This window comes from Aliinostoc sp. HNIBRCY26, from assembly GCF_050235535.1.
Lineage (GTDB): Bacteria > Cyanobacteriota > Cyanobacteriia > Cyanobacteriales > Nostocaceae > Trichormus.
In genome coordinates this window covers 3,395,398-3,416,986 of sequence record NZ_CP189852.1, presented here as the reverse complement: position 1 = coordinate 3,416,986, position 21,589 = coordinate 3,395,398, and the positions used below count along the sequence as shown (strand labels likewise).

At 39.0% G+C, this 21,589-nt stretch carries 15 protein-coding genes; 7 read left to right on the top strand and 8 right to left on the bottom strand.

Annotated elements, in window-relative coordinates:
* Nucleotides 1-211: 211 nt before the first annotated feature.
* The 3 genes from ACQFX9_RS14665 to ACQFX9_RS14655 all read right to left on the bottom strand — a co-directional run bounded on the left by ACQFX9_RS14665 (nt 212) and on the right by ACQFX9_RS14655 (nt 4,150).
* Complete coding sequence (locus ACQFX9_RS14665) at nt 212-2,035, bottom strand: ABC transporter ATP-binding protein (RefSeq protein WP_427162673.1); 1,824 nt, start codon at nt 2,033-2,035, stop codon at nt 212-214.
* 181 nt (nt 2,036-2,216) lie between these two features.
* Nucleotides 2,217-3,257 (bottom strand): aliphatic sulfonate ABC transporter substrate-binding protein, encoded by a 1,041-nt coding sequence (locus ACQFX9_RS14660; RefSeq protein WP_427162672.1) that lies wholly within the window; start codon nt 3,255-3,257, stop codon nt 2,217-2,219.
* Between the two features lie 71 nt (nt 3,258-3,328).
* The gene (locus ACQFX9_RS14655; protein WP_427162671.1) at nt 3,329-4,150 is read right to left on the bottom strand and encodes a class I SAM-dependent methyltransferase; all 822 of its coding nucleotides are present in this window, start codon (nt 4,148-4,150) and stop codon (nt 3,329-3,331) included.
* Between the two features lie 1,082 nt (nt 4,151-5,232).
* Between ACQFX9_RS14655 and ssuC the strand changes: the two genes are divergently transcribed.
* Nucleotides 5,233-6,057, top strand: coding sequence for an aliphatic sulfonate ABC transporter permease SsuC (gene ssuC / locus ACQFX9_RS14650; RefSeq protein ID WP_427162670.1), 825 nt, complete (start codon nt 5,233-5,235; stop codon nt 6,055-6,057).
* Nucleotides 6,058-6,090: 33 nt separating this feature from the next.
* Complete coding sequence (locus ACQFX9_RS14645) at nt 6,091-6,873, top strand: ATP-binding cassette domain-containing protein (RefSeq protein WP_427162669.1); 783 nt, start codon at nt 6,091-6,093, stop codon at nt 6,871-6,873.
* A 131-nt stretch (nt 6,874-7,004) separates the two neighbouring features.
* Here the strand turns inward: ACQFX9_RS14645 and ACQFX9_RS14640 are convergent, their stop codons facing one another.
* The gene (locus ACQFX9_RS14640; RefSeq protein WP_427162668.1) at nt 7,005-8,189 is read right to left on the bottom strand and encodes an MFS transporter; all 1,185 of its coding nucleotides are present in this window, start codon (nt 8,187-8,189) and stop codon (nt 7,005-7,007) included.
* 785 nt (nt 8,190-8,974) lie between these two features.
* Between ACQFX9_RS14640 and ACQFX9_RS14635 the strand changes: the two genes are divergently transcribed.
* From ACQFX9_RS14635 to ACQFX9_RS14625, 3 genes are all read left to right on the top strand, one after another.
* On the top strand, nt 8,975-9,889 hold the full coding sequence (locus ACQFX9_RS14635; protein ID WP_427162667.1) for a TauD/TfdA dioxygenase family protein: 915 nt from the start codon (nt 8,975-8,977) through the stop codon (nt 9,887-9,889).
* Nucleotides 9,890-9,951: 62 nt separating this feature from the next.
* Complete coding sequence (locus ACQFX9_RS14630) at nt 9,952-10,551, top strand: thioredoxin family protein (RefSeq protein WP_427162666.1); 600 nt, start codon at nt 9,952-9,954, stop codon at nt 10,549-10,551.
* 403 nt (nt 10,552-10,954) lie between these two features.
* Nucleotides 10,955-11,704, top strand: coding sequence for an SDR family NAD(P)-dependent oxidoreductase (locus tag ACQFX9_RS14625; protein ID WP_427162665.1), 750 nt, complete (start codon nt 10,955-10,957; stop codon nt 11,702-11,704).
* Nucleotides 11,705-11,792: 88 nt separating this feature from the next.
* Here ACQFX9_RS14625 and ACQFX9_RS14620 read toward each other — a convergent pair whose 3' ends face one another.
* Nucleotides 11,793-12,614, bottom strand: coding sequence for an NADPH-dependent oxidoreductase (locus tag ACQFX9_RS14620; RefSeq protein ID WP_427162664.1), 822 nt, complete (start codon nt 12,612-12,614; stop codon nt 11,793-11,795).
* A 9-nt stretch (nt 12,615-12,623) separates the two neighbouring features.
* Entirely contained in the window at nt 12,624-13,727 is a 1,104-nt protein-coding gene (locus ACQFX9_RS14615) for a sulfonate ABC transporter substrate-binding protein (RefSeq protein ID WP_427162663.1), read from the bottom strand.
* A gap of 588 nt (nt 13,728-14,315) precedes the next feature.
* Here ACQFX9_RS14615 and ACQFX9_RS14610 point away from each other — a divergent pair.
* The gene (locus tag ACQFX9_RS14610) at nt 14,316-16,313 is read left to right on the top strand and encodes a protein-arginine deiminase family protein (protein ID WP_427162662.1); all 1,998 of its coding nucleotides are present in this window, start codon (nt 14,316-14,318) and stop codon (nt 16,311-16,313) included.
* Between the two features lie 43 nt (nt 16,314-16,356).
* Here the strand turns inward: ACQFX9_RS14610 and ACQFX9_RS14605 are convergent, their stop codons facing one another.
* Together ACQFX9_RS14605 and ACQFX9_RS14600 are read right to left on the bottom strand one after the other, a co-directional pair.
* A complete protein-coding gene (locus ACQFX9_RS14605) occupies nt 16,357-18,549 on the bottom strand; it encodes a sensor histidine kinase (protein WP_427162661.1) in 2,193 nt (730 codons plus the stop codon).
* Between the two features lie 310 nt (nt 18,550-18,859).
* A complete protein-coding gene (locus ACQFX9_RS14600) occupies nt 18,860-20,251 on the bottom strand; it encodes a response regulator (RefSeq protein ID WP_427162660.1) in 1,392 nt (463 codons plus the stop codon).
* A 519-nt stretch (nt 20,252-20,770) separates the two neighbouring features.
* Here ACQFX9_RS14600 and ACQFX9_RS14595 point away from each other — a divergent pair.
* Nucleotides 20,771-21,445, top strand: coding sequence for a vWA domain-containing protein (locus ACQFX9_RS14595; protein WP_236142695.1), 675 nt, complete (start codon nt 20,771-20,773; stop codon nt 21,443-21,445).
* Nucleotides 21,446-21,589 lie beyond the last annotated feature (144 nt).

Genomic DNA, 21,589 nt, shown 5'->3' with positions numbered 1-21,589 from the left:
GGGATTAAAAGCCTAGATTCTTAGCCTATTCCAGAATCTCGAAACAATACTACCTACCCCAATTCGATTTTAAGCCTCTGGAAGAGGACAAGGCGCAGGGAGTGGAAAGTAGAGGAAAAATATTTTCACCCTTGCCCCCTGCTCCCGTTCGGCTGACGCTCACGGCGGAAGCCTGCCCCCCTGCTAATATTCAAATTAAAGGTAAAACAGCTTATTTATTCGCCCCTACAGGCAAAAATCCACCAGCCTGCATTTTCCATAACCTATAGTAAGCACCGCGATTTGCCAGTAAATTAGTATGAGTGTCATCTTCAACAATGCGGCCGTGGTCAAACACTAAAATTCTATCGAGATGGGCAATAGTGGAAAGTCGATGAGCCACCACAATTACAGTTTTGCCATTCATTACCAAGTCTAAGGTATCTTGAATGGCTTTTTCGGTAATGGAATCTAGGCTGGAAGTGGCTTCATCTAAGATGAGAATAGGCGCGTCTTTGAGAATTACCCGCGCGATCGCAATTCGTTGTCTTTGTCCTCCAGATAGTTTGACACCACGTTCACCCACCAAGGAATGATAACCGTCTTTAATTTGGCAAATAAAATCGTGAGCATAAGCCTTGCGTGCGGCTGCAATCACTTCCTCATCAGTTGCATCTATGCGTCCGTAACGAATATTTTCTATCAATGTCCGATGAAACAGGGAGGGGTCTTGCGGAATCAAGCTAATTTGGGCGTGGAGGGCATCCTGAGTCATATCTTGAATATCGACCCCATCAATCAGAATTTGTCCCGATTGTGGATCAAATAAACGTAAAATCAAATTCACAAAGGTGGATTTTCCAGAACCGGAGAAGCCCACTAAGCCAATTCTTTCTCCGGGTTTGATCGTGATCGAAAGATTCTCAAATACTTTCTTCCCATCTATGTAGCTGAAATTAACTTGCCGAAATTCGATTTTACCTTGGGTAATGGGGTGAGCGATCGCTTGCTCGCGATCAATCAACTCATGGGGTTGAACAATGGTATACACACCGTTAGCAACATTACCGATATGTTCAAAAAATTCAATAAACCGTCGGCTTAAATTTCGGGCTTCACTAATAATAAGTAATGATAAGCTAGTCGCTACAACAAAGTCAGCCGCCGCAATTAATCCTTGACTCCACAGCGAAAGTGAGTAGTATAAAGTCCCGATTTTCAAAATTGCGGCTGAGATGAACTGAAACCAGCGAATTCGCTCCGAATACCAATTAGACTTTCTCACCTCTTTGAGTTCGTGCCTTAATTGCTCATTTAAATAACGTCGTTCAAAACCCAAACGAGCAAACAGTCGGCTACTGCTGAGATTTGTCACTGCGTCTACAATGATACCAGTTGTCTCACTTCTAGCAGATGCGGCTCGGCGGGAGTAAATTCGGCAACGAGTCGCCAGCCAAAAGGAAATACTGATAAACAGAACTGCCCATACACCCACGAATGCAGCCAGGGGAGGATAAACGCGGTACAGTAAAATCGTCGAGACAATATACACGATGATTACAGACATAAATTCCGTAATCAGCATTTGCATTGTCTGAGTCACACCCAAAGAAGTTTCACCGATGCGATGTGCTAATGCTCCAGCAAAACTACTGCTCAGGTAACGATGAGAATGATGTTGCAAGTAAGCATATAGAGAACGGACAATATGTTGTCGGTGGATGGGATGGAGAATAGTTTGCAATAGTCCGGCTGTGCGTCCAAAGACAACTTCACCCACACTTAAGGCCGTGAACAGGATCAAGGGTTGCCTAATAGCATCAAAAATTTGCTGATGATCTCCTGGCGATCGCGTTACACTGCGAATAATTTCACCTATCGCATAGGGGAGCATAATCCCGCAGGTGGCGTGCAGTATCTCCGAAATGACCATTGCTAAATACCACCACCGAAACTGGTTCACAAAATAACAAATAAACCTAAATGGTGTATTAGGCAAATCCGGTGCATTAGCAGCACGTTGAAAAGATTTAGAAATTCTTACCTTCTTGGTCATGCAATTCGATCTCGCATTTATAGCGATTCACAATTAATAGCTTGTTCACAGAAAATGGAAATAGACGGCTGATTTAGCCGCCCTATCTAGTTAAATAATTCTGATGAGAAATTGTGCAAAATTACTGATCAATACTTTCATCTGAACATATAACAGTTTGTAATGTTTCTAAAAACATCATCTAAACCATAATTTCTGCTGGTGTAATAGCAGCGTACAAATCAGATGGCAGTAAAGCTTCGTTAATATCAATCTTTTTGGGGATAACACCTGTTTCAAAGAACAAATCTGCTACACGTTGTTGTTCCGCTATCAATGCAGGACTTAATCCTCTGCGTCCAGCAAAAGTACGACGAGACATTACTTTGTCAGCTACATCTGGCTTAAGTTTTTGTTCTGTGATCATCAATTTTTTCACTTCATCTCGATTTGCCTCCGCCCATTTATCAAGGGCATGAAGTTCTTCAATCACAATTTTCAGCACCCCAGGATTTTCTTGTGCAAATGTCCTGTCAGCGACATAGTAACCACCAGGAGTATCTAACCCTACAGCATCTCTAAGAACACGAATGCGACCCATTTCTTCCGCGATCGCATAGTGGGGATCTCCACTCACCCAAACAGGTATTTTCCCTTCGATAAAAGCAGCCCTAGCTTCAACATTCGGAATACTCTTGATTTTAATGTCTTTGATGGTCAAACCAATTGACTGCAAAGCTCTTAGTATAAAATAATGTGATGCCGAACCTTTTTGAAAATAAACTTCTTGTCCCTTAATCTCCTCAAGCTTTTGTAGTGGTGACTCTGGAGGAACAGCAATCACACTACTTCTGCCGGTTGTTGCGGTTCTTTGTGTACCAACGACGTAAACAATTTCTGAACCAGCGACTTGGGCAAAAATTGGCGGTGTTTCTCCCACTGATCCAACGTCAACTCTACGGGCAGCCATCCCTTCCATAAGTTGAGGCCCTTGGGCAAATTGTAACCATTCAACCTTGATTCCTAATGGATCTAAGCGTTTCTCCAAAACTTGCCGATTGCGGACGAGATCCCCTGCACTCTGATATCCCATGCGGAGAACTTTAGTTTTGATCTCCAGAGAACTGGTACTATTTGCCACATTTTGTTGGCTTTGTTGGCTACAACTTCCCAACATATAAGCTAAGGAAAAACCACCTACACTAGATGTGGCAAAATTGATAAAACGACGGCGGTTGATCATATTCGATTGATTGATGAAAACTATTGACTGTTGAGGTTGACGATAGCTCTAGAAAGCTACAAAATATGCAATTAATGTTTCCAAACAACATGAATTGTTGCTGTCAATTCTTCTTTAAATTCTCCAGAAGGCTCAACTGCTAGTAATGCTTCTGTGATATCTGCTTCAAAAGCTGCTGTTTGATCGCCATAGAAAATTTTTAAGGAGAAAGCTGTAGTGTATAGATAGCCAATATAGCTAGAGACTGTCCAAGACTTTTCAAATGACACTTCATAGACTTCTTGGCGAGCAAATTGGGAATTAGCAATTACAACTTCGTGGGGAGGATCAACTGGTTTACGAATACCTTGTCCACGCTGTCCGGTGCGTCTTTCTTCGCCTAGCCATTTTTTCACAACTCCAATTGCAGCTTGTTTCCAAGGTAAGGAACTTACCCAAGGATTATCACCAGTATTGAGAAGTGCGATCGCTCCATCTTCTGTTAATAATTCATACAGGTGTTCTAGTACAATTTCCCGTTCCATCCAATGGAAAGCTCTCCCAATGGTAGCTAGATTAAATACTCCTAAACTAGTGTTAATCAGTTCTGCACCTTGTTCTAGCCAAGTAATATTATTCGCTCCTGCTTTTGCTGCTTGTTGTTGCGCTTCCCGCAGCATTTCCCCATCAGGATCTATCGCTACTACTTCCTGAAATTTCCTACTAAGGGGAATAGCAATTAAACCAGGGCCAGTCCCTAAATCTAACAGTCTTCCTTGACCATTTAGATGAAATATTTCTGTTAGTTTATCAAATACAGCAGGCGGGTATTTAGTCCTATATTGAGCGTAGACTTCAGCCGCACCCTCAAATAATGTTGGATCGTAATTAGGTAGTGTTTTCAGTTGAGTCATAAGTTAATTGTTCAGTTCATCAATCTAGATTTGAAGATTGTTTACTATTGGGCGTGATCAAAGTTTCCCTTAGCCCAGTTGAGTGATGTTTTGAAGCCCTATATTCTTATCTTCTAAACACTTTTACATAATTTTTCATCTGGGGAGTTCCATAAACTAATTTATCTCATCATGAAAAACAAGAATAAAGCTCAAATTCTGACTCCTGTGCTTTATCTCATGTCTTTGCTAACAAGATCATTAATTTGATATTTTTGACTTTAAAAGTCTTTGATCAGCCCAAATCATATCTCTCTTGACTTTGGCTAAGTAGTCAGTCAATGGGATACTTGTGATGTATTTTTATTATCTACTTTAAATCGATTGATTTACCGTAGTTTATTCTTTAACAGAGCATCTCACATCTTTATGAAAAATGCAAGTATGCCTGAAAATAAGTTTGCTAATAATTTTTTACAAATTTTGCAGTCCTTAACATTCCAGAACACAACCGAGCTAAAAGTAGGATTTAGTGGCTGCTTTCGTAGCTTTACTAGATAGTTAGTATTGTTTTGAGCTTCCAGAATAGGCTATGAATCTAGGCTTTTCATTCAAAATTAGTATTGCCCACAACTTATGGGTATTTAGGAACTTCCAGAAACTAAATTCTTTAATTAGAGGAAATATAATCATTAGATTTTTCTCCCCTTGCTCCCTGTCCCCTGGCTCTCTGCCTGATCACAACTGCAAATATTTACCCTGTTCTACCTGGCTAGGATGTGCATCAATAAAATCTGATCAAAATCTCTTTCTTCCTACTTCCTATCTTTTAATGTTGCTTTTTACAGAATTTGGTGTAAAATTTTGGCTATAATCTACGGTAAATTGGTCGATATACTGTATTTAATAACAAAGTCCTCAAAGATGGGGTCAATTTCATAGGCAAAATCATCTTCGTCTGCGAACTCTATACAATTCCTCAAGAGTTCTTCATGACTTATAAAAAATATACAATTGCCTAAATGTTTCTACGTGGATGAAAAATTTGAAATTTTTAGGCTAAAGCCTTGCCGTATATTAATTTGAATTCGGAGCGCAGCAACGTGACTATTACTCTGAGAAATACCAAAAGCTACCACATATCACTCAAATGGCTGATTAATCATCCATATGTCCAGAAAATAGTGCCTTGGATTGTGCCTTTTTTAGTCCTGACGTTTTGGGAAAGTGCTTCTAGACTGGGAATACTCTCTAGTAGAATTTTGCCTGCACCTAGTGGTGTATTATTCACAGCCTTGAAATTAGCTGCTAGTGGTGAACTCTTCCATCACGTAGGCATCAGTGCTGCACGGGCAATATCTGGTTTTATTGTCGGAGGTAGTATTGGATTTGGTTTAGGCTTACTCAACGGCTTTTCTCGTGTAGCAGAAAAGTTGTTAGATAGTTCCTTACAAATGCTTCGTACTATCCCTAATTTGGCAACAATTCCCTTGGTAATTTTATGGTTTGGTATTGGTGATCAAGCGAGATTATTTCTTGTATCACTGGGGGTTTTCTTTCCACTTTATCTCAACACATTTCACGGTATTCGTAGTGTAGATCCGGGATTAATTGAAATGGGCAAAGTTTATGGATTAAAAACTCCGCAACTTTTGTGGCACATAATTTTTCCTGGTGCATTATCTTCCATTCTTGTTGGTGTTCGTTTCTCTTTAGGGATTATGTGGTTAACCCTAATTGTGGCAGAAACAATAGCGGCTGATTCTGGAATTGGTTATATGGCAATGAATGCCCGTGAGTTCATGCAAACAGATGTTGTGGTGTTGAGTATTGTGATTTATGCCTTGCTCGGTAAGCTAGCAGATGTCATCGCCAGAACATTAGAAACCAAATTTTTGGCATGGAATCCCAACTATCAACAAAGATAATTATCCAACTCGAAATTGTAGGAGATTTAGAAAATGGTTGCAAATTTACAAGCAAGTGTACAAGGTACACAACTCAGTATTCTAGATTTGACGAAGGCTTTTGGTAAACAAACTGTCTTAAACTCTTTGAATTTAGAAGTAACACCAGGGGAATTTGTCGCCATAGTAGGGCGTAGTGGTTGCGGTAAAAGCACCCTGTTGCGTCTAGTATCAGGTTTGGATAAGCCAAGTGGTGGCGGCATACTATTAGATGGAGAGCCATTGCGTAAACTTGGTGATTCCATCCGCGTCATGTTTCAAGATCCTCGGTTGTTACCTTGGAAAAGTGTGATTGACAACGTGGGTTTAGGCTTGCATGACAAGTGGGAGGAAAAGGCTCTTTGGGCCTTAGAGAAAGTTGGACTCAAAGATAGGGCTAAAGAATGGCCATCCGTACTTTCTGGAGGACAACGCCAACGAGTATCTTTAGCTAGAGCTTTAGTGAATCAACCACGTTTGTTACTGCTTGATGAACCTCTAGGAGCTTTAGATGCTCTGACTCGTTTAGAAATGCAGCAATTGATTGAAAATCTATGGCAAGAAAGAGGATTTACAGCCTTTTTAGTAACTCATGATGTGGAAGAAGCTGTAGCACTAGCAGACAGAGTGATTCTCATTGAAGAAGGACAAATTGCTCTAGATTTACCTGTAAATTTACCACGCCCCAGAGATAGAAGTAGTGACGGCTTTATCAACATTAGAGAAACTGTATTATATCAAGTGATGAAAACAGAAAATGTTCATACCAATAGGCAGTTATTAGAATTGAGCAATTAAGGGAAATTTATCTGCTGATGTTTGTCAATTTAGATCAGCGATCAATTTCTAACTTCAGTACCCCAGTAGCAGTTTAAATTAACCCTGGCTGTTATATTAAGCAGTTGGGGTTTTGCTGTAGGTTCTCTGGGTTAATTTGACTTTGATGTAGAAATAACGCCATTTTCTAAATAAACTGAAAGCACTATATTCTTAATCTTAGGCAAATTTTTGATAAAAATATAAGCTCCAATTAAACAACACACACCACCGAAAAATAGAGCATTGTTGACACCTATACTACTAGACAGCCAGCCAAAAAATAAATTACCAAAGGGTAATATTCCCAAAAAACCTGTTGTAAAAATACTAGTGACTCTACCTCGTTTATTTTCATCTATTAAAACTAATTGCACAAAGTTGCTAATAGCTGCCAATGTGAGTGTATTCATCATCCCCACAATGAGAATCAATATTAAAGAAGTTGGTAAATTTTGAGTACGAGAGAAAATCATTAAACTTAAGCCTAAAATTGTAGAGGAGAAAGCTATAACTTTGATTAATCTTGTAGCTTCCTTCATTAAAATTAGATAAACTCCAGCAATTATCGAACCTAGTGCAGACGCTGTCATCAAAAAACCCAAAGTTTCTGCACTACCATTTAAAGTTTCGCTCACAAATACTGGTATGAGATTAACATGGGTCATGACCATAAAACAAATCACGATTTGTAGGATTAAAACATATCTGATGGGGAGGAAATTATAAGCAAATACAAACCCCTCTCGTAAATTTTGAAAGATATTAGTTTTATTCACTGAAGAATTATGTTCAACTGATTTAATTTGGGCTGTTAATAAAACAGAAATAAATGGTAGATAACTAATGCTATCCACTAAAAAGCAAGAGGCTGCCCCATATCGAGCCAATAGAAATCCACCAATCATGGGACTAACAAATTTGGCTGTATTAATTAAAAAAGAATGAATCGCAATGGCACTATAAGTATCTGCTTTGTCATCTACCAATCTAGGAATAGTAACGAGACGAGCAGGTAAATCAAAGGCTTTGACTGTACCTTGCATGATCCCAATGATAATAATCCACGTAACAGTGAGATGACCATTAGTAGTTAGAAATGCTAGAGTAGCAGAAAGCAAAATAGATACTAACTGTGTAATCAGTAATACGTATCGTAAATTCCAACCATCCAATAACACGCCTACTAATGGTGTAATAATCAACCCCATAAATTGATTTGTAAATCCAACTACACCCACTAACATGGCTGAGTTTGTGATTTGATACACCATCCACACAAGGGCTATTTGAGTCATCCAAGAGCCAAAAAAAGAAATACTCTCTCCAAGGACAAAACAACAAACATTCGGAGATTTCAGAGCAGGTGGAAGATGCAAAGAAGTAAACAAACTCTTGTTTACTTCAGGATTTTTTTTACTAATTTTTTGCACCAGTATTTTCCGAGAAAGGACTGAAAACTATTAATTGGCTGAAAAATTGACCATCCGAATTTTAGATTTTAAATTTTTGATTGAATCTAAAGTCAAGGCAGGTTTGAAAAGATATTTGTTTTTCCAACATGAATCTCTCTCAAAACCCCCCTACAAATCAAAAACCTAAAATTAGTTAGCTACTTGAACTACTTTTTCGGCAATTTTCGCATAACTTTAGTAATGCTTAAATTTAGTTATTCATAAAGTTAGCACACTAAATATAATCCAGCAAGAAGGTATTGCATAACTTAAGTTGTTGTTTCCCGTTAATTACTGAAATGCTAGGGAGATGAGTATTATATTAGATTAACTAATCATTAGGTAAACTGAGATTTTGCTCATCAGATATTTTATCGCCTAAGCACTTGTGCTGTGAATAGTGCTGTGTAATAATATAGAGCTAATCCACGATAAAACGATAGACAAACAGTAGTTACTGTTCTAGTAGCAGTACACCACAAACACACCAAATGGACATACTGAGCGACGAATAACCGCGCTTAATATCAATTTTTGTACCTGATGCTCTCCCTCACTGACATTTACGCCAATGGTGGGTACCCCCCACCTTCACTTAATGAAAAAACTTATATGACTGGGGATGAACGATGACTGATCAACGTTTGGAAGTTAAACCAATTGCTGGACGTATTGGCGCGAAAATTTTAGGAATTGATTTGAGTGCTAATCTTAGTGATGATATTATCCGCGACATTCGTCAGGCTCTCATCCAATACAAGGTAATTTTCTTCCGTAATCAAAATCTTGATGCTAATGGACAAGTAGCTTTTGCGCGCCGCTTTGGAGAAATTACTACAGCGCATCCGACAGTTCCATCTTTGGCAGGAAATCCAGAGGTTTTGGATTTGGATTATGGGAAAACTGCTGCTCGTGCGAATAATTGGCATACTGATGTAACTTTTGTAGACCGTCCTCCTCTGGGTTCTGTCTTACGAGCCTTGGAAATTCCTCCCTATGGCGGTGATACTATTTGGGCTAATTCTGTAACTGCATATCAAGATTTACCAGAACACCTACGTAGAATTGCGGATGAACTCTGGGCTGTTCATAGCAACGCCTATGACTATGCAGAAGCAGCAGTTAATCTGTCTGATGAACTCAAAGCCTATCGCCAAGTTTTTACATCAACTGTATATGAGACTTTACACCCAGTAGTGCGAGTGCATCCTGAATCTGGAGAACGAGGATTATTCATCGGTGGGTTTGTGCGTCAGATTCGGGGATTATCCACCACTGAATCTGATGATATTATCCGATTGTTGCAGTCTTATGTGACACGTCCTGAGAATACAGTGCGCTGGCGTTGGAAAGTGGGTGATGTGGCATTTTGGGATAATCGCGCCACTCAACACTATGCTGTAGCCGATTATGGTAATCAACCTCGTCGTGTGCAGAGAGTCACTATTGTGGGTGATATTCCGGTTGGTATTGATGGGAAACAGAGTCAGGCTATCAAAGGAGATGCTTCTGCTTATAACAAGCGTCTAGCTGTAGCTGTTTAAGTTCTGTTTTAAGAACGCAGAGGTACGCAAAGTTTCAGGATTTAAGCAAGGATTGATGTTTTATGGTAAGAACTGTTTCGACAATGTTACCTTTGGGTACTTTAGCACCTGATTTTTATTTACCGGATGTGGTTTCTAGTAAGATAGTTACTCTCTCAGATTTCGCTCACAAAAAGGCCTTGTTAGTCATATTTTTAAGTCGTCATTGTCCTTTTGTCCAACATATTAAGTTGGAATTAGCTCAACTAGGAAAGGACTATGCACAAAGTAACCTGGGAATAGTGGCGATTAGTGCTAATGATGTGAATAATCATCCCGATGATGCACCGGAATTTTTAAAAGTTTTTGCACAGGAATTAGATTTAAATTACCCTCTGCTGTTTGACGAGACACAAAAGACGGCTAAAGATTTTTTTGCTGCTTGTACTCCTGACTTCTTTCTGTTTGATGAAAACCGCAAACTTGTCTATCGTGGACAGTTAGACGATAGTCGTCCACAAAATGGTATCCCTGTAACTGGCAAAGATTTGCGGGGTGCGATCGCAGCTGTTTTAGCTGGTCGAGATGTAGACAGAGAGCAGAAACCCAGCATTGGTTGTAACATTAAATGGAAGCCTGGCAATGAACCTGTATATTTCCAAAATCCAGCGATCGCAGTTTGAGAAATTCATGCTATTTACTATTGCTGAATCAGAATATTTCTCTAGTCTCCATCTTCCTCAGACCAATTCAAAATTCAAAATTCAAAATTCAAAATTAAGAAATCTATATTTTGCAAGTGTTTCTGGATTTAGAACTGTTTCATGATTTTATTGAATTGGTATTATCCTTACATAAATATAGGTATATTGAGAAATATGCCTATATTTTTTATTGCTGGACAAAATCTTAATTTCTGATGCTTAAATTCATCAAATTTAATTGTAATATTTCTCCTGATTTCTTATGATGAAGCAAGTAAATTAGCTAATAATGAGTAATTAAGATAAGCACAAATTTATAGGTTTAAAAAATAAAATTAATCCTCCTAAAGTATGGCATTTATAGATGATTCAGGAGTAAATTATGACAGGTAAACTAGAGAACAAGATAGCCATTGTTACCGGAGCTTCTTCGGGAATTGGAGAAGCCACAGCGATCGCTTTAGCCGCAGAAGGGGCAAAAGTAGTGATTGCAGCCAGAAGAGGCGATCGCTTGGCTGCATTAGCAAAACGCATCACTGAAAATGGTGGTGCAGCCTTACCAATTGTGACTGACGTTACTGACGAAACCCAAGCTAACAACCTCATCCACAAGACAAACGCAGAGTTAGGACGAGTAGATATTCTAGTTAACAATGCAGGTGTGGCTTTAACTGGTAATATTGCTGGTGGTAACACTGCCGACTGGCGGCGAATGTTTGATGTTAATGTTTTTGGTGTACTTTATACTACCCATGCTGTTTTACCCATTTTCCAAGCTCAAGGTAGTGGTCACATCGTCAATATCTCTTCAGTAGCTGGCCGGATAGCTCGTGCAGGTGTTGGCATATATAACGCCACTAAATGGGGAGTTAATGCTATCTCCGAAGCATTACGTCAGGAAGTGTTAAAAGATAACATCCGTGTCACGGTGATTGAGCCTGGTTTGGTGGAGACTGAAATTAATAATCATGTCACCGATCCTGTAGCGAAGAAAAATGTTGAAGAACGATTAAAAGCTATTACACCACTACAAAGTGAAGATATTGCCAATGCGATCGCCTATGCGGTAACTCAGCCACCCCATGTGAATGTGAATGAAATTCTAATTCGACCAACTCAGCAGGAACGGTAAGATTAATTCAAAATTCGGTGTTGCTTCTGAGTGGGATGATTTGTGTTTAAATTCATCCCACACCCATACAATGCTAAAAGCACTTTAGTTAACGCAATTCAAACCCCAGATTGTTCAAGGCTTCTCGCAGGCGATCGCGTCCCGATAGAGATTCAGGAAATGCTATGCGTTTGGCTGAGTGTTCTGACCAATCACCACCAACATTCATCTGTTGAGAACTGTAAAATTGTTTCATGATTTGGTTATACAGTTCAATTTCCTGTTCTTGTTTTTCTAACTGATAAGTTTCCCGATGTAATACTGCTGCTTGGGGTAAACGTGGTTTAACTTCTACATTAATAGATGAATCTGCATAACCTACACACAACCCAAACACCGCAACAACATGGGGTGGTAAATTCAAAACCTCTGCTACTGCTTCTGGACGGTTACGCAATGCACCAATGTAGACTGTTCCCAAACCCAAAGATTCAGCAGCGATCGCCGCATTTTGTGCTGCTAATGTAGCGTCAATAGCCGCCATCAAAAACATTTCCAGGTAATTCAAACCTTCATGGGGTAATCCTTGGTTTTCAGCAATGTGTGTTAATCTTGCCAAATCTGCTAACCACACCAAAAATAAAGGACACTGGCGAATATGTGCTTGGTTATTCGCCAACTGTGATAACTTCTCCTTGCGTGTCGTATCTTGAACAGCAACTACACTCCAAGTCTGGAGATTAGAAGAAGTAGACGCTGATTGTGCAGCTGCTATCAAAGTTTCCAGAGTGTTTGCTGGTAGAGGATCATTCAGGTAAGCGCGGATGGAACGGTGAGAGAGCAAATTAGATATTGTCTGGTTCCAAGGAATATCTGCATTAAATGCGTCTACACCATAGCGACGATGAAGCAAATCAGTAGGATTAGTCATAATTACAAATTATTGGATTTTAGGTGAAAAAGCGGCGTATTGCTCAGATGTCAGCATCGCTTCTTTGACGTTAATTTGTTTGGGAATCAATTTTAACTCATAGAATTTATCAGCCACTCGCTGCTGAAGAGTGATTAATTCTGGAGTAATGGGTGTCACTCCAAATTTTCTTCTGTCTGTACTTTTTTTCATGGTTGCCAAATCAATGCCTAAAATTGGTGAGAGAGTTTTTGCCACTTCTTCACGATTTTGATCAGACCATGTTTCTACATTTTGAATTTCTTCTAACATGGCTTTGATAATTTGTGGTTTTGTCTTGGCAAAATTTTGGCTTGCCAGGTAATATCCGCCTAGTTTATTGATTCCCGTACCATCAATTAACACACGGGCATTACTAGATTGTTCAGCTGCGGCGTAAAACGGGTCCCAAATTGACCAAGCATCAATACTACCCTTAACAAAAGCAGCACGCGCATCAGCAGGGGGTAAGTATATAGGTTGAATATCACTATATTTCAATCCATTTTTCTCTAAAATTTGCACTAGCATATAATGCGCGCTAGAACCTTTTTGAAAAGCAACCTTTTTACCTTTTAGATCATTGACTGTTTTAATCGGAGAATTTTGAGCAACTAAAATGGCGGAACTCGCAGGACTAGGAGCAATCCCAGCAATGTATGCAATCTCTGCACCTGCGGCTTGAGCAAAAACTGGGGGCGATTCTCCAGTATGTCCAAAGTCGATACTACCAACATTCATAGCTTCTAAAAGTTGCGGCCCAGCCGGAAATTCAATCCATTCAATAGATACATTTTCTGGCTGTAATCGCTTTTCTAAAAGTCCTCTACTTTTTAGGATAATAGCTGATTTTTGATAGCCTATTCTGACTACTGATGCTTGATTTTGATTGTTATTGTTTGCAGATACATTAGTAGTATTACTAGCATTATTAGCTGTACAAGCGGCAAATAAAAAACTGAGGGCTAAACCAGTAATAAACGCTCCCAACAATTTTATAGAAAGAATCGATAGTAAGCTTTTTTGAATGGTAAATCTCAAGGTTAACTGTTTTCGCCAATAAATCATCGTGCGCTGAAATATAAATTTCAACATGAAGTTTTACACCTTTTTATCTGAAATATTAAGTTGATTATTGCTACTGCTGTGTTAGCTGAGTTGATATCATATCCCTATTTACTGTAAATCGGTCGATTTAGTGTACTTAATTATTTAATTAAGATAGTAGCACTCTATAAAGACTTTAGTAAATAGGTTTTCGCTGCCGCATTTAAGCATAAGAACAAGTTGCTGATTGAGAAAGACAGGGTTTTTCCCAATCAGTGCGTTGATCTAAGTTATGCGTATAAAATAAACTAAGTATATTAAGAAATTATTGTGGATTGTTTGTGATCAGACGATAGGGATAAGTAGTCTTACATCTACTGGACTATCCACTCTCTTCTCTACGGGAGGCTACGCCTTTTTAGAAGAAAACACTGCATGATATATCAGAAAAATTTATTAATCAAATTGTTATCAATTTTTGAAATTAGTATAGGATTAGTGAGACCACATCAGTAAATTTAGCAATATTTCATTTTTCTAAAAAAAATCAACAAATTCTCAAAATGATTTCACAGCGATTAAGGTGGTTTAGTTAGTTGAAGTCTGTTCTATATCAAGATAAACTCAATTAATCTTATGACTGAATTACTAGAATTGGCAGCCTTAGATGAGCATCGCTTGAGTAATAGAGAACGTAGTGGTAACTATGAAGATGTAGTTGTAGTTGGTCGACCAGTGCAAGTTTCTTTAAAAACGCTGGCTCCACCACAAAGCACAGTTGTGATTTTCAAAACAACAGGCGAAATAGAATTATTGGGAGATCATAACCAAGCAATTGCTGCACAAACTCCTTTGTTTCTCACACAAGTTCAGAAAATTTATCTTCTAGCTAGAACTTTTAGTGATCAAATTGCAGACAGAACTTTACAAATTACTTTTCAAGATGATCATGGTAGTTTGCTAAAACAATTGCGGATCAAGTTAACGGCGGTACAAGTTTGTCTTGATGTTGATGCAGATAGAGACGGAATTATTGAAGCTAACAATCCCCATAAAAGTAATTGGGAATGGGGAAGTAATGGACATGGCGCAGTCTTATTAGTGAATAGCGATCGCGATATCGTTTATTCTGATGGTCGGAGTGATCATGAAGCGAGTTTAATTCAAGGATTACTTGACCTGAAAGATTTTAGCTTTATGATTGTGCGTAAAGCTGGGTTGAGAAATTTACCTGCTGGATATGAACTAGAGTTATCAGTTAGTAAAGATACTGCCCAACGCATTCGCATTTATGATGAATTAGATCGAGACGGTTATGAGTTAATTGGCCCTGGTATTTCTAGAGCGAGAATCAGGGATACTGATCGGGATATTATTTTAGCCATTGAAGGGTTGAGTTATCCTGATTTTGATTTTGACGGCTTAGTTGAAATTAGTTTAAGTCTGGTCAAAGATGGTAAATCTGTATATAGCGATCGCGTAGTATTTCGAGTTGCACCTTGGATCATGACTCCTAATACTTTATCACCAATTACAGTATTTGTTTCGCGTTTATCTACTGGCGAGAATAAAGAATTTATTGATGAACTGAGAAAAGTTGTTGCACAAGCTAACGCTCAACTTGATATTATCCCCTATGAGTTTCATCAAGATGATCCCTGGGTACAAGACGAGATTGAAATTGGTTACACTCAAGCCCCAGGACATCTACTTCCCGTCGTCTTTGATTCCCCACGCGATCGCGGACTCGCAGAATTTCCCAAACGCAAACTACTAGGAATTGACTTTGGCTATCTCACCCGAAAAAGTCGCTATTTAGCCACAAAATTAGACTCTTTTGGGAATTTAGAAGTTTCCCCACCAGTGACAGTCAAAGGTGTTCACTATCCCTTGGGGCGGTTGATTTTCGGCGGAACTCGCAAGGATATTATCCCCGAACCACGGCGGATGTTAAGAGTATTGCGAGATTTTCTCTATGCTCAAAAAATTCAAGCACCCCTAGAAATTTTTTCGGACTGGCTGAGTGTAGGACATATTGATGAGTTTATGACATTTGTCCCTGCGCCTACCGATAAAGGATTTAAATTACTATTAGCCAGTCCCAACCAAGCTTATAACATTCTCAAACATCTGCGAGAGCAAGGTCATGGTCAATTATTATTAAGAGAAGGCAAAAAACTCGACAGAAAACCAGCCGATATTACGATTGCAGATATTCTCGATAATCAAGATTTAACCAACCAAAACCAAAGATATCAAGAACACATTCATTGGAATCGAGAAATTCTCAAACAAGAATTAGAATTAAGCGACGCAGATATTATTGAACTACCTGCTTTATTTAGAGATGATGGCGATGGGAGAGCCGAAACTTTTTTACCAAACATGGTTAACATGATTGTCCTCAATCAGCACCTTGGTATTCCCAAACCATTCGGGCCGAAGTTAGATCATCAATGTCAATTTGAGGCTTATGTACGACAAGTTTTAGAACCGTTGGGTTTAGTTTGTCACTTCATCGATGATTGGGAACCCTACTTCCGCAAACGAGGCGAAATTCATTGCGGAACTAATACACGTCGCCAACCTTTTGCCCAAAAATGGTGGGAGATTGAGCCTACATTTTTGCCTTGAAACAAATGAGAATGGGGTGTGAGCGCAGAGTCAACACCCTATTCTAATGCCCATTCTGTTTGATTGGTATTTGAATGATCAACTCTGTGCCGGTGCCTAGTTTGGAGAAGCACTCTAATTTGCCACCATGCTTTTCGGTAATGATTTGGTAGCTGATAGCCATACCCATTCCCGTACCTTTACCTATGGGTTTGGTAGTAAAGAAGGGGTCAAAAATGCGGTTTTTCAATGGTTCAGGTATTCCTGTGCCATTATCAGCGATCGCAATTTCTACCCATTGATGATCATTAGCAGATGTACAGATAGTAATTTGACTGGGATTAGCCTTTTTTTCCTCATCAGTGTGCTTGAGGTTGACTTCATCTAAGGCATCGATGGCGTTGACCAAAATATTCATGAACACTTGATTCAGTTGTCCAGGATAGCATTCTACTAGTGGTAGATTGCCATAGTCACGGATGACTTCAATTGCTGGTAATTCTGGTTGATTTTTGAGACGGTGTTGCAGAATTAACAGCGTACTTTCGATTCCCTCATGAATGTTCACTGCTTTAAATTCTGCCTCATCCATACGCGAAAAATTCCGCAATGATAGGACAATGCTACGAATGCGATCAGTTCCCATTTTCATGGAAGATAACATCTTCTGCAAATCGTCGGTCAAAAATTCTAAATCAATTTCTTCAGCTAGAGCTTGTATTTCTGGGTCATCTTCAGGATGACGTTCTTGGTACAGGTGAATCATCCTCAGCAAATCTTGAGTGTACTCATGAAGGTGAGTGATATTGCCATGAATAAAGTTCACTGGATTATTAATTTCATGGGCGACACCTGCCACTAACTGACCCAAACTGGACATTTTTTCACTTTGAATTACCTGGGCTTGGGTGCGTTGTAACTCATTTAAAGTTGTTTTGAGTTCAATTGTACGTTCTTCTACCCTGTCTTCTAGTTCTACATTACTAGCTTCAATGGTAGTAAAAAGTTCATTTAATTGCCCTGCCATATAATTAAAAGATTGGGCCAAGATGTTAAGTTCTTGAATATTACTGTGATCAACTGTTTGGTCTAATTTACCTGATGCGATCGCCTGACTTGCCAATTTGATTCGCAAAATTGGGCGGGTAATCCAGATGGATGTGAAATAACCGATGATAGTTGCTATACCTAATGCCCCTAAGCAAAGCGAGATCGTAGTTTGTTTATTGGCATTGATGTTAGCCATAAAAGCTTTTTCTGGTAAACTTACTACCACCAGCCAATCTAATCCATATTGATCACGCCAGGGGGTAACATAGACAAAATGACGTTCTCCCCGCAATTTGAGTTGTAATTTCTGAGGCGCAGTAATTGACTCCAACCCATGTACTCGTTGTTGAATCTGTTTGGCAATTTCTTTCACTGCGGGATCTGGGCTGTCAGTAGCTTGCAACCGTTGAATCTTCTGATTAACTATAGTGAATGGTTGCTCAGTGCTGGAATTGGCAATCAACATCCCATTGCGTTCCATAATGAAAACTTGTCCTGAGCGGCTAACATCCAACCGCCGTAAAAATTCACTTAGTTTTAACAGATGAATATCAGAACCAACCATTCCCAGCAATCGGTTTTGAGCATCATATATGGGACGACCTGTACTGGCTGTAATATATGATTCTTGATCATTATTCCAAATGTAGATCCGTGACCAAATAGGTTTACCTGCTTTGATTGGTTCTGTGTACCAACTTTCATGAAAGTTATTGTAGTCGTAGGTGCTATTAACGCGAGTGCGATTGCCTTGGTCATCAGTAGCATAGTTTTTAGCGTTATTTGGTAACTTAGCCCCCCAATCATCAATTGTTACCGTTTTGCCATCGTAACGAGCCGCACCTGCGCCTTCGCCTGTTGTCAGTCCAATGCCAATGTAGGTTAGGTCATAAACCTGCATCAATTTCCAAAAGTGCTTGCCGAGAGTTTTGCGATCGCGCACATCCAATAATCCCATTGCGATCGCATCAGCATTAATTTGGTTAATCTTGTGGGGAATAGCCAGATAAGAGTTAAGGTGTTGCTCAACCAGATCATTGGTTCGATCCATCAATTTATTGACCAATTCCTGCACTTCTTTTCGTCCATTTTTAAAGGACAAGTAGCCTACCAAGCTCACTGCACCGAAAATTTGCAGCACAAAGGGAACAATTAGCACCATCTGTAGTGGGAAGGCTGTAAATTTTCTGAGTTTATACTTTTTCATCTCTGTTTCCATTTGGAATCTTTGCCAATTCCCAAATACAGGCAATTCAAAACCATCAGCGAAGCTTGATAGCTACATGGTTAGTATTCCCAGTTACAGAATGCAAAATTCAAAACGGATCTAAAGATGTATAGGATTCCTATTTGATTTTTGAAAAGAACTCAGTACACTTTGATTCCTTCTTTCCTGTTCCCTGTTCCCTGTTCCCTCCCTACGCAAATAATTTCAGGAATCAAAGCGGATTCCTATAGGAGTTTAAGGGTTTAAGTGTTTAACCGCAATACCATACTTGCTCAACACTCAACTTCCATTACGTCAAGTGCATAAACACCATTTTCAACAATTCCGCACGGGTGAATGGTTTAGTTAAGTATCCTGACGCACCTACTAATCTGGCTTTGACTTTATCTACTATGCCTTTAGAGCCTGTCACAAAAATAATCGGCGTATTTTTAAACATCGAATTATTACGGATAATTCTGCACAGTTCATAACCATCAATTCCCGCCATATTCAAATCTAATAAAATTAAGTCTGGTTTGTGCCTAATAATTGACATCGCCGCTTTTAAGGGGTCACTAATGGTAATGACAGTGAAGTTTTCCGTCTCTAAAAAATAACTAATTTCTTTTAAAATTGTGGGACTGTCATCTACAGATACGATTTTGTAGAGTTTTTCTGGAGTAACGGTAGCGGGAATTACTCTTTCAGGAGAAGAGTTCGTGTTATTTAGTTCTTTGTTGGTTGCTGTTGTAGAAGTAGAAATCTGCGATCGCTTGACAATAGCAACATTTTCGATCTCTACAATTGGGGTGATAGGCGTAGCATTGCTACTGAGTTCTACAACCGTCTCAACTAACTTTTTCTCTAACAATGCTGTTGTATATTCAGGTGTGTCTGATAATTCTGTCACCCTCTTGGGTAACTGATCAAATGGTGGATCTGGTTCATGTAAAATAATCTCCCCTGTAATGATGTAAGGGTATAAATATTGTGCTAGTTGCATTTCATCTTGATTCATAATCACAGCGAGATGACGCAGACTAAAACCCTTCATCCAGTAAGTTAATTGGGGTTGCAATTCGGGAGAAGTTTTACCAGGGATTGTATGATTTAGCAACAAATAGGGACGCTGATATGGAGAAGTAAATTTTGGTAAATAAGTCTGCCAATTTTGCAATCTCTTTTGACAACGTTCTATTACTTTTGGTGTATCTAAGCGACAAATTACAGGTAACTTTTGTGATGAATCACTTAGTTCATAATTAGCAGTATTAATTAGCAAAAATGACTCAATAACTTCTTTGACTAATTCCTGAATTAATACTGTAGCCTGTTGCTGATCTAAATATTTCTGGTTAATCAGCCATTGAATCGCTTGATAATCTTGTGGCTGAATGATATCAGCATCTTGCTGCTCGTTAATTTGTTTGTATAAATCAGTTTCAAATAGCAAGCGTAACTGAACACGCACCTGTGGAGTGACTAAAGGAAATTGTTGACTGAGGCGACGCAAATGACGTTCTAATCTGTCAAAGGGTTCTACCGTATGAGTGGCATAGGTAATTGTGCCATTTTCTAGATAAATTGACCAAGTAACAAAGTTACTGACAACCTGTAAACAAGTGGTGTCTAAACAACTCGCTAGTTGTCTTAATAAACTCTGAGGACGTAGTGTGGTAAATGTACCAGAATGATTCATATTCGATAGGGAACAAACAAGGAATAGGGAATGGGGAATGGGGAATAGGAGGCAAATTTGCTAAGTTTTTTGTCTGAGTAATTAGTAATAGTTTGTAAAAATGCTCACTTTCTTGACTATTCTTATTTTTAAGTTATCTTAGCTACAACGATTCTTTTGTCATGGTGATAGAGATACTTGAAAAATTTTATTTCTATATAGAAAAATAAAAATCCCACACAAAATCTTTAAAAATTCATGTAGGCAAATGGGAAATATTTATTATATTCTATGTTTGCTCTATATAAATTTCGGTAGATAGATTAATGTCTCCAATGTGAACCATTCACTATTTTATCTACATCCTGATTAAGATTTCATTAAAGATGTAGAAATTGCGGTGCGAATGCTTTGTTGAATGAAGATTAGATCAGCTACCATCAAACATCTACCATGAATTTTTTTGGCTTCCACTGTGGAAAATATATACTTTGAAAAAAGGAAAATAGAGCTTTGGACTATAACATAACACAAAACGTTATGAGTGATACATTAACCCTAGATGAAGTAGTAGAATTTGCAGAGAATCCAGAACCACGTTGTCCTTGTGTATTGTTACTTGATACATCTGGTTCAATGCAAGGTCATGCCATAGAAGCTCTTAACCAGGGCTTGCTGAGTTTGAAAGATGAATTAATCAAAAATTCCATAGCAGCCAGACGAGTAGAAATTGCGATCGTCACCTTTGATAGTCATATCAATGTAGTGCAAGATTTTGTCACCGCAGATCAATTTAATCCGCCGATTTTGACAGCCCAAGGATTAACTAGTATGGGTGCGGGTATTCATAAAGCCTTAGATATGGTGCAAGAGCGTAAATCTTTGTATCGCGCTCATGGTATTGCCTACTATCGCCCATGGGTATTTATGATTACCGATGGAGAGCCACAAGGCGAACTAGATCATTTAGTCGAGCAAGCGGCAATTCGTTTGCAAGGAGATGAAGCAAATAAACGCGTAGCCTTTTTTAGTGTGGGTGTAGAAAACGCGAATATGATGCGCCTCAATCAAATCGCTGTCCGCACACCCTTAAAACTCAAAGGGCTAAATTTTATTGAAATGTTTGTCTGGTTATCGGCTAGTATGTCGGCAGTTTCCCACTCGCAGATAGATGAGCAAATCGCACTACCGCCAATTGGCTGGGGTTCTATCTAGGAAAGGCAAAAGGCAAAAGGCAAAAGGTAAAAGTAAAAAGTTAAAAGGCAAAAGTTAAAAGGCAAAAGGCAAAAGTAAAAAGAAATAATGCTTGCTCATCAAACATGAAAATCTTTTTACCCCTTACACCCTTACACCCTTACC

Coding starts and splice junctions, on each gene's coding strand:
- ACQFX9_RS14665 (WP_427162673.1), bottom strand. CDS start 2,035: ATGACCAAGAAGGTAAGAATTTCTAAATCTTTTCAACGTGCTGCTAAT.
- ACQFX9_RS14660 (WP_427162672.1), bottom strand. CDS start 3,257: ATGATCAACCGCCGTCGTTTTATCAATTTTGCCACATCTAGTGTAGGT.
- ACQFX9_RS14655 (WP_427162671.1), bottom strand. CDS start 4,150: ATGACTCAACTGAAAACACTACCTAATTACGATCCAACATTATTTGAG.
- ACQFX9_RS14645 (WP_427162669.1), top strand. CDS start 6,091: ATGGTTGCAAATTTACAAGCAAGTGTACAAGGTACACAACTCAGTATT.
- ACQFX9_RS14640 (WP_427162668.1), bottom strand. CDS start 8,189: ATGACTCAAATAGCCCTTGTGTGGATGGTGTATCAAATCACAAACTCA.
- ACQFX9_RS14635 (WP_427162667.1), top strand. CDS start 8,975: ATGACTGATCAACGTTTGGAAGTTAAACCAATTGCTGGACGTATTGGC.
- ACQFX9_RS14630 (WP_427162666.1), top strand. CDS start 9,952: ATGGTAAGAACTGTTTCGACAATGTTACCTTTGGGTACTTTAGCACCT.
- ACQFX9_RS14625 (WP_427162665.1), top strand. CDS start 10,955: ATGACAGGTAAACTAGAGAACAAGATAGCCATTGTTACCGGAGCTTCT.
- ACQFX9_RS14620 (WP_427162664.1), bottom strand. CDS start 12,614: ATGACTAATCCTACTGATTTGCTTCATCGTCGCTATGGTGTAGACGCA.
- ACQFX9_RS14615 (WP_427162663.1), bottom strand. CDS start 13,727: ATGTTGAAATTTATATTTCAGCGCACGATGATTTATTGGCGAAAACAG.
- ACQFX9_RS14610 (WP_427162662.1), top strand. CDS start 14,316: ATGACTGAATTACTAGAATTGGCAGCCTTAGATGAGCATCGCTTGAGT.
- ACQFX9_RS14605 (WP_427162661.1), bottom strand. CDS start 18,549: ATGAAAAAGTATAAACTCAGAAAATTTACAGCCTTCCCACTACAGATG.
- ACQFX9_RS14600 (WP_427162660.1), bottom strand. CDS start 20,251: ATGAATCATTCTGGTACATTTACCACACTACGTCCTCAGAGTTTATTA.
- ACQFX9_RS14595 (WP_236142695.1), top strand. CDS start 20,771: ATGAGTGATACATTAACCCTAGATGAAGTAGTAGAATTTGCAGAGAAT.